Consider the following 12,576-nt stretch of genomic DNA (forward strand, 5'->3'; position numbering starts at 1 on the left):
TGCGCAACTTCTGCCTCAGCGCAGCCTGCAAATGCGAGACTAGACACGGCATCGCCGCAGTGGCAAGCCCAAAAAGTTGCGCAACCTTTCACGCTGCGCCTAGGGTGCCGTCCGTGGAAGAAGGCAAGAGGCCCACCCTGAGAGCGGTCGCGGACCTGGCCGGCACGACGGTCCCGACGGTCTCGAAGGTGCTGCACGGCCGGACCGACGTCTCGGCCGTGATGAGACGAGCCGTGCTCGACGCCGTCGACCAGGTCGGGTACCGCCGGAGCCCCGGCATGCAGGTCTCGGCCGACCGGTCGACGCCGAACCTCGTCGACATGGTCATGGCCAGCTTCGAGGGCACGTGGGCGAACCGGGCCCTCGCCGGCGTGGAGAGCGCCGCCAACGACGCCGGCATCAGCGTCGTCATCACCATCGCCAACGGCGACGACGAATGGGTCAGCCGGCTGATGCGCCGGCACTCGACCGGCGCGATCATCGTCGGCGTCGGGCCGTCCGAGGCGCAGCTCGCAGGGCTGCGCGCCGCGAAGATCCCCGTCGTCCTCGTCGACCCGCTCGTCCGCCCGCCCGACGACGTCGCGAGCGTCGGTTCGACGGACTGGGCCGGCGGGCACTCCGCGGGGACCCACCTCCTGGAGCTCGGCCACCGACGCATCGGGGTGATCGACGGCGGCACGAACAGCCTGTTCAACGCGGCGCGCCTCGACGGGTTCCGGTCGGCCCTGCAGTCCGCGGGGCTCAGCACCCGCCCGGAGTGGTGCGCCCCGGGCTACTGGAACCGGACCCGCGCGTGCGCCGCCGCGAGCGTCGTGCTTCAGCAGCCGGAGCGCCCGACAGCCATGTTCGCCCTCACCGAGAGCATGGCGTTCGGGGTCTACGACGCCGCCGCGCAGCTCGGCATCCGCATCCCGGACGACCTCAGCGTCGTCGCCTACGACGACCTCCCCGAGGCGCAGTGGGCGAACCCCGCCATGACCACCGTGCAGCAGCCGACCGCGGAGATGGGCGCCATCGCCGTCCAGCTGCTCCTCAAGCTCGTCGACCCCGCACGGCAGGTCCCCCAGGAGGGCCCCGCGACCCGGGTCGAGCTGGCGACGAGGCTCGTGGCCCGGGCGTCGACCGCTCCCCCGCCCACCTGACCTCTCGCTCGCTACACCGGCGCCAGCCGCACCCCGCCGCCGCGCTCGACCTCCCAGCGCGTCCCGACCTCGACCCCCGCCCCGGTCCGCCGGAGGAACGCGTCGTCGTGGCTCACGACGACGAGCGCCCCGCGGTACCCGTCGAGCGCCTCGGCGAGCTGGTCGACGCTGGCGAGGTCGAGGTTGTTGGTGGGCTCGTCGAGGACGAGGAGCTGGGGCGGCGGGTCGGCGAGCAGGACCCGCGCGAGCGCGACCCGGAATCGCTCCCCACCGGACAGGGTCCGGACCGGCCTGTCCACGGTGGCCCCACGCAGCAGGAAGCGGGCGAGCCGGTTCCGTACCTCGCCCGGGGTGAGCGCCGGTGCCCCGGACCGGACCGTCTCGAGGACGCCGGCGTCGTCGTCGGGCAGGGTGAGGCGCTGGGCGAGGTAGCCGACCCGGTCGGTGAGCAGCCGCCCGCGCGGCTCGCCCGACGCCGGCCGCAGCCCGAGCAGCTCCTCGATCAGCGTCGTCTTGCCGGCGCCGTTGGGGCCGCCGAGCGCGACCCGCTCGGGGCCCTGGAGGACGATCGGCCGCCCGTCGGCGCCGTCGAGCTCGAGCAGCCGGCGACCGCTCGGAACCTCGGTGCCGGGGAGGTCGACGTGGATGTGGTCGTCGTCGCGGACGCGAGACTCGGCGTCCTCGACGGCGGCCCTCGCCTTGTCGAGGCGGTCGTCGGCGAGGGCGCGGGTGCGGCCGGCGGTGCCCTCGGCGGCGTTCTTGCGGGCGTTGACGAGGATCTTCGGCATGTTCTCGGCGGCCTTCTTGCCCGCCTTGGCCGACCGGGCGATCTTGGTCTCCGCCTCGATCCGTTCGCGCTTCTCGGTGCGAAGCCGCTGCTCGGCCGTGCGGACGGCGCGCGCCGCGGCCTCCTGCTGGACGGCGAGGTGCTCCTCGTACGCGCTGTAGGTCCCGCCGTACACCTCGAGCGAGCCTTCGCGGAGCTCCGCGGTGGAGTCCATGAGGTCGAGGAGAGTCCGGTCGTGGCTGACGACGACGAGCGTCCCCCGCCAGCTCTCGACCATCGCGTAGAGGCGCGCCCGGGCGTCGCGGTCGAGGTTGTTCGTGGGCTCGTCGAGGAACGTCACCGGGGTGTCCGCGAGGCGCAGCCCGGCGAGCGCCGCCAGGATCGTCTCGCCACCGGACAGCGTGCGGGCGGGCCGGTCGAGGTCGGTGGCGTCGAGACCGGCGGACCGGGCGGCGTCGGCGGCGCGCTGCTCGACCTCCCAGTCGTCCGCGAGCGCGTCGAACGCGGCCTCGAGCCGGTCAGGGTCGGCCGTGCCGGACTCGATCAGCCGGAACGCACGCAGCCGCGCCCCGACGCCGAGCAGGTCCGCGACGGACGCGCCCTCGTCGCGGACCGTCAGGTGCTGCGGGAGGTATGCGACGTCGCCGTTCGTGGTGACGCTGCCGGAGGTCGGCGTGAGCTCGCCCGCGACGAGGCGGAGCAGGGTGGACTTGCCGGCGCCGTTGCGGCCGACGAGACCGGTGCGGCCGGCGGTGAAGGATGCCGTCAGGTCGCGGAGCGCGACGGTGCCGTCGGGCCAGGCGAAGGTCAGACGGGTGAGGACGACGGAGGGTGCAGCAGAAGGACGAAAGGCCATGGAAGGCTCCCGGGAATCGGCGGTGTGCGCCGACCCGACCACCTCTGCGAGCGGGGCTCGAGCAGCGGGTGGGTCAGCGCGCGGACGCTGAGCGTGGAGCGTTCCTCACCGGGTGCCTTCCGTCGGGGGCAGGGGGATGCCCCGACGCGGTGGCGCGTGGGGGCACCCGACCACTGTCGCATGCCCCGGTGAACGGCACCAGGGTTTATGCCCGCGGCGTAGCCCGCGCTGCGCCCATGGCGGTCGGGGCCGTAGCGTCGGCGGGAGACGATCGGAGGACCTGTGCGGCTGTGGAGCGTGCACCCGCGGTACCTGGACCGCCAGGGGCTGACGGCGTGCTGGCGTGAGGCGCTGCTCGCCCAGGCGGTGCTCGCCGGCCGGACGACCGGCTACCAGCGCCACCCCCAGCTCGAGCGGTTCCGCGCCGCTCGCGATCCCAGCGGGGCCGTCGGCGCGTACCTGGCAGCCGTGGCCGACGAGGCAGCCGCGCGGGGCTACCGCTTCGACCGCGCCCGGATCGACGCGCCGCCGGCGGTTCCGCCGGACGACGCCGTCCGCGACCCGCGAATCCCCGTCACCGACGGCCAGCTCGGGCACGAGTGGGCGCACCTGCGCGCCAAGCTCGCCGTGCGGAGCCCGGACCTCGCCGCGCGGTGGGCGGACGTGACCGAACCCGACCCGCACCCGTCGTTCGTCGTCGTGCCGGGGCCGGTCGCGTCGTGGGAACGGGTCACCGACCGTTCCGCTGCCGCCAGCGCGCCACCTCCGCGTCGACGTCGCGCAGCGGGGTGACGACGGGCGGGCCGCCCAGGAGCTGGCGTCGCGCCTCCACGACCCGCCGGTTGAACTCCTCGAGCACCTCACGCACCCGCGCCGCGGAGAACTCACGGTCGAGGCGGTCGTCGAGCTCGGTGTCGTCCTTGCGGAGCTGGAACGCCTCGGGCAGCACGCCCGTGATCTGCTCCCGCTCGACGAGCTGCTTGAGCCACCAGTCCGGGTCGTGGTGCGTGCCGAGGTTCGGGATCGGCTTGCCCGCGAGCGGGAGGTCGTCGAACTCTCCGCGCTCGATGGCCTCGTCGACGAGGTGGTCCACCCACCGCGCCCGCAGCTCGAGCTGGTGCCGCGCCCGTAGGTGCGCCTGCGGCGAGTGCGGGTTCTCGGCCCGCCGGTCCTCCTCCTCCCGACGACGGCGCTCGGCCCGCTGATCCGCGGGCTCCGGGTCGCGGGGCGCGTCTCGGGGCTCGGGGGCGGGTGCTGCGGCGTCGGGATCGGTCACGGTGTTTCTCCGAGGGTCGGGACTCCCCTCACCGTAGCGACGCCCACCAGGGCGTCGCCGTCGAGGACCGGCACGACCTCGTCGGCGTCGAGGTCCGCGGCCACCACGACGTCGTCGCCGAACCCGGCGTCGACCAGCTCGCAGCCGCTCGAGCAGGCGGCCAGCGACGTCGCGAGGTCGTGCCGCACCGCTTCGAATGCCGCGAGCGCGGCCGAGGCCTCCGGAGAGAGACGCCGTGCCGGGCGGCCGACGCCCCGCTGCTCGGCGACGAGCGCGTCGATCAGCGCTCCCGCTCCCCACAGGTCCTCGACGGCGGGGCGCAACGTGCCCCCGGGCCACCGCTCCCCCGCGGCGACCACGGCGACGGGGCCGGGCGGAGCGGACCGAGCGAGCCACCGTGCGACTGCCGCGCGGGTCCGCAGCGACGCCGCGACGACCTGCGCCCCGGTGTCGGTCAGCCCAGCCACGACCGTCGAGCCGTTCGGTGAGGGCAGCACGATCCGCTCACCGTGGAGCGCACCTGCCTCGGCCGCGCGCAGCGTTCCCGCGGGCGACAGGCTGACGGGAGGGACGCCGTCGGGCGGGCGGTCGCGCGCCTCGAGGCGCCCGACGGCGAGGCGGGCACCCCGCTCGGAGGCGAACCGGGCCGCACCCTCGCCCTTCCAGGGGTACGGCAGGACCTCGGCCCCGCCCGCCACCGCGATCCCGACCGTGGTCGTGAAGCTCAGGACGTCCACGACCACGACCACGACGGCACCGCCGGCGACGGCCGCTCCCCCGTCGGGGCCCCAGTCGAACCGGACGTCGAAACCGTCCTGGGACCAGGGCTCAGGCATCGAGCTCCTGGAGCTCGGCGGTCCGCTCGCCGCCCGCGTCACCGGTGTTGACCGTGCCACGGGGCTCGAGGAGCAGGGCGAGCACCTCGTCGTCGGCGCGCGGGCAGTGCTCGACGCCGCGCGGCACGACGTACACGTCGTCGGGCCCGAGCTCGACGTCGTGGCGCGTGCCGTCCGGGTCGCGCTGCTGGATGACGAGTCGGCCCGAGCGGACGAGGAACAGCTCGTCCGTCTCGGGGTGGCTGTGCCACACGAACTCGCCGTGGAGCCGGACGACCTTGACGTCGTAGTCGTTGACGCTCGCGAGACGCCGGGGCTGCCAGGGTTCGGCGAAGGAGGCGAACGCGGTCGCGATGTTCACGGGGTCGGCCATGGCGCCGACCCTACGCTCGGCCCCGGTGCGGCCGCCTCACCTCTCGTCCCCGACCACCCCTCGGCGTCGAGGACGTCAGCCGGCGGGGGTGGTCGCCGTCGACGCCGGGACCCGCCAGGCGTCGATGTCGACGACGCCCTTCGAGAGCTTGTTCTCGGCGAGGAAGTCGTCGGTCCCCTGCAGGAGCTTCAGTCCCTTGTCGGTGAACGGCTCGGCCGGGTAGAGCGTCACGGGCTGGGAGACCTTCACGACGTCGACGGTCGTCTTGGACGCCTTGGCCGCGAACTCGTAGAACGCCTCCGGGTCGGCGTTGATCTCGCTCACCGCCTTGGCGCGCGCTGCGTTCCAGGCGTCGGGCAGGCCGGGGTGCGCGGCGAGCTCCTTCGTGGTGATGATCGTGGCACCGGTCCCGAGGAGTTCGGGGTGGTCCGCCGAAGCCTTGTCGATCACCGGGTAGCCCTGGGCGGTCAGGACCCCCGTGAGCTGGCCCGCCGGAGCGGCGTACGCGGCGATCCCGCCCGACTGGAGCGACGCGACCGCGTTGGTCGTGTAGACGTGCGTGATCTTCACGTCGTCGAACAGACCCTTCTGCTTCAGCAGCGCCACGAGGTACCGGTACATGTACGACCCGACCTGGGTGGCGATGGTCTTGCCCTTCAGGTCGTCGAGGCTCGTCACGCCCTTCGCACCCACGAGCCACGCGTCCTGGCCGACGGCGGACTGGTTGACGAGGTGCGTGTCGATCCCGTTGGCCTTCGCGGTCAGGGCGGGGGTGTCGCCGAGCGTGGCGAGGTCGAGCGAGCCGCCCTGGACGGCAGCGCTGAGGTCCGGCCCGTTCTTGAACGGCACCCAGGCGATCTTCGAGATCCCGGCCGACCTCAGCGCAGGCAGGAGCTCGCCGTGCGCGTCCGCCCAGCCTTCGGGGCCCGCCGGGTTCGGCGTGTTGGAGATGAAGCCGACGCGCAGGGTCGAGCCACCGTCGGCGGCCTTCGCGGAGCCCGATGACGAGCATGCGGCGAGCGAGCCGACCAGGGCTGCGGCCAGCGCGATCCCGACGACGGCGGACGTGCCGCGTCTGCGGGCGGTCGGGCGTGCGGGGGTACGGAAGAGCGACATGGGTGGGTCCTTCGGGGTCGTGCCCGGTGCGGGCTACTGGAAGCGTTGCGTGAGGTGGGCGGACGCGAGCTCGGTGAGCTCGCCGTTGCGGTCGCGGAGGCTGCCCGGACGGCGGCCCTTGCCCCAGCCGATCCACTCGCGGTACTCGCCGAGCCGGCCGGCGGCCGCGAGGGCGTCCTCGTCGCGGTAGGCGGATCCCTCGGGGGCGGGCTCGGCGAGCGGAGCGACGAACAGGGCGTCGACCGGGCAGTGCGCCTCGCACATGAAGCAGGTCTGGCAGTCCTGCTGGCGGGCGATGACGGGGTGCCCACCGGGCACCTCGTCGAAGACGTTGGTCGGGCAGACCTCGACGCACTTGTTGCAGTCGATGCAGCGCGACGGTGAGACGAGCTCGATCATGACGCCCGCTCCTCCTCTCGTACGGGGACCTCGGGGCGGGTCCACACCTCGTCGAGCCCGCCCACGCGGATGCGGTGGGTGAGGCGTTCGTCGAGGTCGGGGTGGTCGTCGCGGCGATGGATGACGCGCGACTCGGGCCGGGCCAGAGCGGCCCGGTACATCCAACGGGCGTGCGCGACCATCGCCGCGGCCTCGCGTGCCTTCACCGGCTCGGCGGACGCGTCCAGATCCGGGACCGCGTCGGCCCACAGCACGTCGAGGCGCGCGAGCGACCCGCGCAGCCCGTGCTCGGTGCGGAACAGGTTGCGCTCGAGCGGGATCACCTCGGCCTGGACGTCGCGGATCACCTCGCGCGGCACCGTCGTGCCCCGGCCCGACGACGACCCTCCGGTCCCCGCTCGCCCCTCATCCGGGACGGTGGTCGCCCGGGGAGCCGGGCCGCGCCGTCGGGCGAACGACGCCGCTGCTGTGCCCGCCCACGTCCCGGACGAGATCGCCCAGGCGCCGTTGTGGCTGCCCCCACCCGAGACCGCTCCTGTGACGAGCTCGCGCGACGCGACGTCGCCGGCCGCGTACAGCCCGGGGACGGTGGTCTCGCAGCCGTCCCCCACGACGGCGAGCCCACCGGTGCCGCGGACGGTCCCCTCGAGGACGAGCCGCACCTCGAAGAGGTCCGTGAACACGTCGATCCCGGCCTTGTCGTAGGGCAGGAAGAAGTTGGGCTGCGACCAGCGCAGCGCCTCGCGCAGGGCGGGCGGTGCGAGGTCGAGCCGCGCGTACACCGGGGAGCCCGCGGCGAGCGTGCGTGCCACGACCTCGCGGCCGGAGAAGCCGGCGGCGTCGACAGGGTTGCGGTCGCCGTCGTAGTAGGTCGCGAACTGATACATCCGGCCCTTGGTCTGCGCCCCGAACGCGGGCGCCATGCCGTACACGGACGAGAACTCCATGCCCGACAGCTCGGCACCGAGCTCCGCGGCCATGAGGTGGCCGTCGCCGGTGTCGGGGTTGCAGCCGAGGGCGCCGGACAGGAATGCGCAGCCGCCCGTCGCGAGCACGACCGCACCCGCGCGCACGGTCCACGGCGCGTTCCCGCGCTGGCGGTGCACGCCCGTCGCCCCGACCACGACGCCGTCGGCGTCCTGCACGAGCCTCTGCGCAGGACTCTGGTCGAGGACCGTCACCCCTGCCCGGAGCACCTGGCGCCGCATGAGCCGCATGTACTCGGGCCCCTGGAGGGAGCTGCGGCGCAGCCGCCCGGCGGCATCGGTCGGGTACGGGTAGCCCCAGGCCTCGAGGTCGCCGACCCGGTCCCACGTCTCGGCGACGAGCCGCCGCAGCCAGGTCCGGTCGGTCAGGTGGGCGCCCCGCTCCTCGCGGGCGCGGACGGCGCGCTCGCGCCGGTCGCCCTCGTCGGGCACGTACCAGAGGTTGTTGCCGCCGGCCGCAGCGGCGCCGCTGGTCCCGACGAAGCCCTTGTCGGCGAGGACGACGCGTGCGCCGGTGGTCGCCGCGGCCAGCGCGGCCCACGTCCCGGCCGGGCCGCCACCCAGGACGAGGACGTCCGCGTCGAGTGCGTCCGACCCGCCCCCGGTTCCCACGCCGCCGAGCGCCGTGGCGTGGCGGCGGCTCACGCGGCCCCCTCGCCGTCGTGCACGCCGAGCCAGCCGAGCAGGCGGCGGCGCTGCTCGACGTAGCCGGCCGAACCGTGCTCGCGGTCCCCGGTGACGGCCACGTCGTGCTCGATGCGGCCGTGGGCCATGACGAGGACGCGGTCGGCGAGCAGGAGGGCCTCGTCGACGTCGTGCGTGACGAGGACGACCGCCGGTCGGTGCGCGTGCCAGAGCTCGCGGACGAGCTCCTGCGCGGTGAGCCGCGTGAGGGCGTCGAGCGCGCCGAACGGCTCGTCGAGGAGGAGCAGGTCCGGCTGGCGGACGAGGGCCCGTGCGAGCGACGCGCGCTGCGCCTCGCCGCCGGACAAGGTGGTGGGCCACGCGTCGGCTCGGTGCTCGAGGCGGACCTCGCGCAGCGCGGCGAGCGCGGTCTCGCGGGTCGCGCCCGGCACGCCGAGGACGACGTTGCGCCAGACCTTCTTCCAGGGCAGCAGACGCGGCGCCTGGAAGGCGACGGCGCGGTTGCGGGCGACGGTGACGTCTCCGGTGACGCCGGCGTCGAGTCCGGCGAGCACGCGCAGGAGGGTGGACTTGCCGCAGCCGCTCGCACCGAGGAGCGCGACGAACTGGCCGGCGGGGACGGCGAGGTCCAGGTCGGAGATGACCGTGGTGGCGGCATCACCGGTCCCGAAGGTCCGGCCGAGCGCCCGGACGTCGACGGCGAGCGCCTCGGTGGGGGTGGTGCCGGTCGGGCGGCTCGTCGTGGGCGTGGTCATCGCGTTCCTCCCTGGACGTCGTCGGGGGTGAAGGACCGCCGCCACGGCAGGAGCACGCGCTCCAGGACGCGGACGACGAGGTCGGCGAGCAGGCCGAGCAGCGCGTACACGACGAGGCAGACGACGATCGTGTCGGTCTGCAGGAGCTCCTGCGCCGACGTCATGAGGTACCCGATGCCGCTGGTCGCGCTGATCTGCTCGGCGAACACGAGGGCCAGCCAGGAGACGCCGAGCGCGATCCGCACCCCGACGAGGAGCTGCGGGAGCGCGGCGCCGGCGACGACGTGCCGGACGAGCCCGAGGCGGCTCAGGCCGAGCGTGCGGCCGGCCTCGACCAGGCCGGGGTCGACCTGCCGGATGCCCGCGGACAGGTTGATGTAGACGGGGAACGTCACCCCGAGCGCGATGAGCACGATCTTGGGCGTCTCGCCGACGCCGAGCCAGATGATGAGCAGCGGCACGAGGCCCGCGAAGGGCACGGTCCGGAGCATCTGGACGGGCGCGTCGACGAGGTCCTCCCCGATCCGGGACAACCCGCTGACGAGCGCCAGGACGATGCCGGCGGCGAGCCCCAGCACGAGCCCGACGCCGACCCGCTGGAGCGACGCGCCGATCGCGGCGGGCAGCTCGCCGTCGGCGATCAGGTGCCCGGCCGCGCGGGCGACGTCGACGGGCGAGCCGAGGAACGTGCGCGGCAGCCGGCCGGTGACGGCGGCGAGCTGCCACACGGCGAGGACGACGACGACGCCGGACAGGCGTGCGACGGAGCGGGGCACGCGGATCCGCCGGCGGCGGTCCGTGCTCCCGGAGAGCTGCTCGACGACGAGGCCGCGAGCCTCGGCGGTGGCTGCGGCCCCGACGGCGGTCGCGGCGGCGGGCACGGGGGCGCTCGCGGGGGCAGGGTGGCGGGCTGTGACGGTCATGGGCGTGCTCCAGCGGGTCGCGACGCGACGGTCGTGAGCGGGGTGGGGGTGGCCCCGGCGGGGGCGTGGCCGAGCGTCGTGCTCGGTGGGCGCGTGGGCGCGTGGGCGCGCTAGGCGCAGCGGCGCGGGCGACAGGAGCACGGCGTCGTCCGCGGCGCGGTGCGCTCGCGATCGGGGCTGCCGTGGGTGGCCATGTCGTGACCGTACGGCAGGACCGCCATCTTCTTAAGTGGGACGCTTAGGAATGAGCGGATGTTAACGCGCGTGACCGCCCGTCAGGCCCCGAACCGCGAGACCGCGCGGAGCTTGTTGACGACGTCGAGCGCGGCGACCTTGTAGGCCTCGGACAGCGTCGGGTAGTTGAAGACGGTGTCGACGAGGTGGTCGACGGTCCCGCCGCACGTCATGACCGCCTGCCCGATGTGCACGAGCTCGGTCGCGTTGGTGCCGAACACGTGCACGCCCAGCAGGTGCCGGGTCTCCGTGCTCACGAGCAGCTTGAGCATGCCGTACGAGTCGCCGAGGATCTGCCCGCGCGCGAGCTCCCGGTAGCGCGCCATGCCCACCTCGTACGGGACGGCTGCCCGGGTGAGCTCGTCCTCGGTGTGCCCGCAGAAGCTGATCTCGGGGATGGTGTAGATCCCGATGGGCTGGAGCTCGAGGAGCGAGCTCACGGGCTCGCCGAACGCGTGGTAGGTCGCGAGCCGCCCCTGCTCCATCGAGGTCGCCGCGAGCGCGGGGAACCCGATGACGTCGCCGACGGCGTAGATGTGCTCGACCTCGGTGCGGAACAGCTTGTCGACCTGGAGGCGACCGCGGTCGTCGGCGGTGAGGCCCGCGGCGGCGAGGTCGAGGCCCTCGGTCGCACCCTTGCGCCCGGCCGAGTACATGACGGTGTCGGCGGGGATCCGTTTCCCGCTGGTGAGGGTCGTGACGGTGCCCTGGGCGTCGGAGTCGACGCGTGCGACGGTCTCGCCGAACCGGAACTGCACGGACAGGTCGCGGAGCTGGTACTTGAGCGCCTCGACGACCTCGGCGTCGCAGAACGGCAGCATGCCGGCGTGGGACTCGACGACGGTCACCCGGGTCCCGAGCGCCGCGAAGATCGACGCGTACTCGATGCCGATCACCCCGGCGCCGACGACGACCATGGACCGCGGCACCTCGGCGAGGTGCAGGATGCCGTCCGAGTCGACCACGCGGACGTCGTCGAAGTCGACCTGCTCGGGCCGGACGGGCGTGGTGCCGGTCGCGACGACGATCTTGTCGGCGGTGGCGCGCGACCGGGAGCCGTCGACCGAGACGATCTCGACCTCGTGGGGCCCCACGAACCGCGCGGTCCCCGTGAGGAGGTCGACGCGGTTGCGCATGAGCTGGTCGCGCACGACCTCCAGCTCACGGCTGATGACGTGGTCGAGGCGCGAGAGCAGGTCGCCGATCCCGATGTCCTGCTTGACGCGGTAGTTGCGGCCGTAGGTCTCGCGCATGTTCAGGCCCGTGAGGTAGACGACGGCCTCGCGCAGCGTCTTGGACGGGATGGTCCCCGTGTTGAGGCACACGCCGCCGACCATCTCGCGTCGTTCGACGACGGCGGCGCGCTTGCCGAGCTTCGCCGCGGCGATCGCGGCCTTCTGCCCACCGGGCCCGGACCCGAGGACGAGCAGGTCGTACTGCGGTGCGTCCATGCGGCCAGTGTGCGCCCGGCGCGCGTCTCACGTCACCGGGAGCGCCGGCGCTCCTCAGCCCGCGGCGCGCAGGACGATCGCGTCGTCCTCGACCGTGACGCGCACGTCCGCGAGCGAGCCGACCACCCAGTTGGCGTCTCCGAGCTCGGAGGCGGGGTACGTCGTCGCGAGGGCGAGCACGCGCATGCCGGCTGCCTTCCCGGCGGCGATCCCCGCGGGCGCGTCCTCGACGACGACGCACGCGTCGACCTCGAGGATGCCGAGCGCGTCCGCGGCGCGCAGGTAGGGCTCGGGGTGAGGCTTGCCGAGCTCGACGTCCTCGGACGTCACCATGACGGGCGGCAGCGGGAGCCCGAGGGCTTCGACGCTCGACCCGGCGAGCCGCCGGTCGCCGCTCGTCACGATGGCCCAGGCGTCCGCGGCGTCGCGCGCGAGCGTCGTCACGAGGTCCTGCGCACCCGGCATCCAGCGCACGTGCCCGGCGGCCGGGTCGGACATCCGGATCAGCAGCTCGTCGGTGAGCGCGGCCCGCTCGGCCTCGTCGAGCCGCCCCGGCAGGGCGAGCTCGAGCGCCTGCGCACCGGGGATCCCGTGGACGTACGGCTCGAGGGTCGAGAACGGCACGCCGAGCCGATCCGCGCCCCACCGCCACGCCGCCTCGACCTTCTCCGTGGTGTCGACGAGCGTGCCGTCGAGGTCGAGCAGGAGGGCGGCGGCGCGGGCGCCGTCGTCGGGCAGGGCGGGGTGGGTCACCGGGCCAGACTACCGGCGAGCGCTTGATAGGTGACCAAACAGTC

13 protein-coding genes are annotated in these 12,576 nt (G+C 74.2%); 2 read left to right on the plus strand and 11 right to left on the minus strand.

Annotation, left to right across the window (positions count from 1 at the left end; translation table 11 throughout):
• Positions 1 to 113: 113 nt before the first annotated feature.
• Positions 114 to 1,142 (plus strand): LacI family DNA-binding transcriptional regulator, encoded by a 1,029-nt coding sequence (locus KDY119_RS17445; protein WP_036947841.1) that lies wholly within the window; start codon positions 114 to 116, stop codon positions 1,140 to 1,142.
• An 11-nt stretch (positions 1,143 to 1,153) separates the two neighbouring features.
• Here KDY119_RS17445 and KDY119_RS17450 read toward each other — a convergent pair whose 3' ends face one another.
• The gene (locus KDY119_RS17450; RefSeq protein ID WP_036947844.1) at positions 1,154 to 2,785 is read right to left on the minus strand and encodes an ABC-F family ATP-binding cassette domain-containing protein; all 1,632 of its coding nucleotides are present in this window, start codon (positions 2,783 to 2,785) and stop codon (positions 1,154 to 1,156) included.
• Between the two features lie 282 nt (positions 2,786 to 3,067).
• On the opposite strand from KDY119_RS17450, the gene KDY119_RS17455 reads away from it, so the two are divergent.
• Entirely contained in the window at positions 3,068 to 3,577 is a 510-nt protein-coding gene (locus KDY119_RS17455) for a pyrimidine dimer DNA glycosylase/endonuclease V (protein ID WP_036947846.1), read from the plus strand.
• On the opposite strand, the gene KDY119_RS17460 is transcribed toward KDY119_RS17455, so the two are convergent.
• The 10 genes from KDY119_RS17460 to KDY119_RS17505 form a co-directional block, all read right to left on the minus strand.
• On the minus strand, positions 3,516 to 4,061 hold the full coding sequence (locus tag KDY119_RS17460) for a DnaJ family domain-containing protein (RefSeq protein WP_051136374.1): 546 nt from the start codon (positions 4,059 to 4,061) through the stop codon (positions 3,516 to 3,518). The genes KDY119_RS17455 and KDY119_RS17460 overlap by 62 nt on opposite strands.
• On the minus strand, positions 4,058 to 4,897 hold the full coding sequence (locus KDY119_RS17465) for a 2-phosphosulfolactate phosphatase (protein ID WP_036947848.1): 840 nt from the start codon (positions 4,895 to 4,897) through the stop codon (positions 4,058 to 4,060). Before KDY119_RS17465 ends, KDY119_RS17460 begins: the two co-directional genes overlap by 4 nt.
• A complete protein-coding gene (locus tag KDY119_RS17470) occupies positions 4,890 to 5,270 on the minus strand; it encodes a cupin domain-containing protein (protein ID WP_036947849.1) in 381 nt (126 codons plus the stop codon). Before KDY119_RS17470 ends, KDY119_RS17465 begins: the two co-directional genes overlap by 8 nt.
• A 75-nt stretch (positions 5,271 to 5,345) precedes the next feature.
• Positions 5,346 to 6,386 carry an ABC transporter substrate-binding protein gene (locus tag KDY119_RS17475; protein WP_153022599.1) on the minus strand — a complete coding sequence of 347 codons (1,041 nt, stop codon included), beginning with the start codon at positions 6,384 to 6,386 and terminating at the stop codon, positions 5,346 to 5,348.
• Positions 6,387 to 6,419: 33 nt separating this feature from the next.
• The gene (locus tag KDY119_RS17480) at positions 6,420 to 6,785 is read right to left on the minus strand and encodes a 4Fe-4S dicluster domain-containing protein (RefSeq protein WP_051136376.1); all 366 of its coding nucleotides are present in this window, start codon (positions 6,783 to 6,785) and stop codon (positions 6,420 to 6,422) included.
• Positions 6,782 to 8,416 carry an FAD-dependent oxidoreductase gene (locus tag KDY119_RS17485; protein ID WP_227994418.1) on the minus strand — a complete coding sequence of 545 codons (1,635 nt, stop codon included), beginning with the start codon at positions 8,414 to 8,416 and terminating at the stop codon, positions 6,782 to 6,784. The genes KDY119_RS17480 and KDY119_RS17485 overlap by 4 nt, the downstream gene beginning before the upstream one ends.
• Positions 8,413 to 9,171: an ABC transporter ATP-binding protein gene (locus KDY119_RS17490; protein WP_051136377.1), complete on the minus strand. Its 759-nt coding sequence runs from the start codon at positions 9,169 to 9,171 to the stop codon at positions 8,413 to 8,415. Before KDY119_RS17490 ends, KDY119_RS17485 begins: the two co-directional genes overlap by 4 nt.
• Positions 9,168 to 10,094, minus strand: a complete 927-nt coding sequence (locus tag KDY119_RS17495) for an ABC transporter permease (protein ID WP_153022600.1) — start codon at positions 10,092 to 10,094, stop codon at positions 9,168 to 9,170. The genes KDY119_RS17490 and KDY119_RS17495 overlap by 4 nt, the downstream gene beginning before the upstream one ends.
• A gap of 275 nt (positions 10,095 to 10,369) precedes the next feature.
• On the minus strand, positions 10,370 to 11,779 hold the full coding sequence (sthA, locus tag KDY119_RS17500; RefSeq protein ID WP_036947857.1) for a Si-specific NAD(P)(+) transhydrogenase: 1,410 nt from the start codon (positions 11,777 to 11,779) through the stop codon (positions 10,370 to 10,372).
• Positions 11,780 to 11,833: 54 nt separating this feature from the next.
• A complete protein-coding gene (locus KDY119_RS17505; protein WP_051136378.1) occupies positions 11,834 to 12,532 on the minus strand; it encodes an HAD-IA family hydrolase in 699 nt (232 codons plus the stop codon).
• Between the last annotated feature and the right edge of the window lie 44 nt (positions 12,533 to 12,576).

Source organism: Luteimicrobium xylanilyticum (assembly GCF_009429125.1).
Classification (GTDB): Bacteria; Actinomycetota; Actinomycetes; order Actinomycetales; family Cellulomonadaceae; genus Luteimicrobium; species Luteimicrobium xylanilyticum.

Bases quoted from the DNA above. Each gene is read 5' to 3' on its own strand.
- KDY119_RS17490 (WP_051136377.1), bottom strand. From the start codon at position 9,171: ATGACCACGCCCACGACGAGCCGCCCGACCGGCACCACCCCCACCGAG.
- KDY119_RS17465 (WP_036947848.1), bottom strand. From the start codon at position 4,897: ATGCCTGAGCCCTGGTCCCAGGACGGTTTCGACGTCCGGTTCGACTGG.
- KDY119_RS17470 (WP_036947849.1), bottom strand. From the start codon at position 5,270: ATGGCCGACCCCGTGAACATCGCGACCGCGTTCGCCTCCTTCGCCGAA.
- KDY119_RS17495 (WP_153022600.1), bottom strand. From the start codon at position 10,094: ATGACCGTCACAGCCCGCCACCCTGCCCCCGCGAGCGCCCCCGTGCCC.
- KDY119_RS17475 (WP_153022599.1), bottom strand. From the start codon at position 6,386: ATGTCGCTCTTCCGTACCCCCGCACGCCCGACCGCCCGCAGACGCGGC.
- KDY119_RS17480 (WP_051136376.1), bottom strand. From the start codon at position 6,785: ATGATCGAGCTCGTCTCACCGTCGCGCTGCATCGACTGCAACAAGTGC.
- KDY119_RS17450 (WP_036947844.1), bottom strand. From the start codon at position 2,785: ATGGCCTTTCGTCCTTCTGCTGCACCCTCCGTCGTCCTCACCCGTCTG.
- sthA (WP_036947857.1), bottom strand. From the start codon at position 11,779: ATGGACGCACCGCAGTACGACCTGCTCGTCCTCGGGTCCGGGCCCGGT.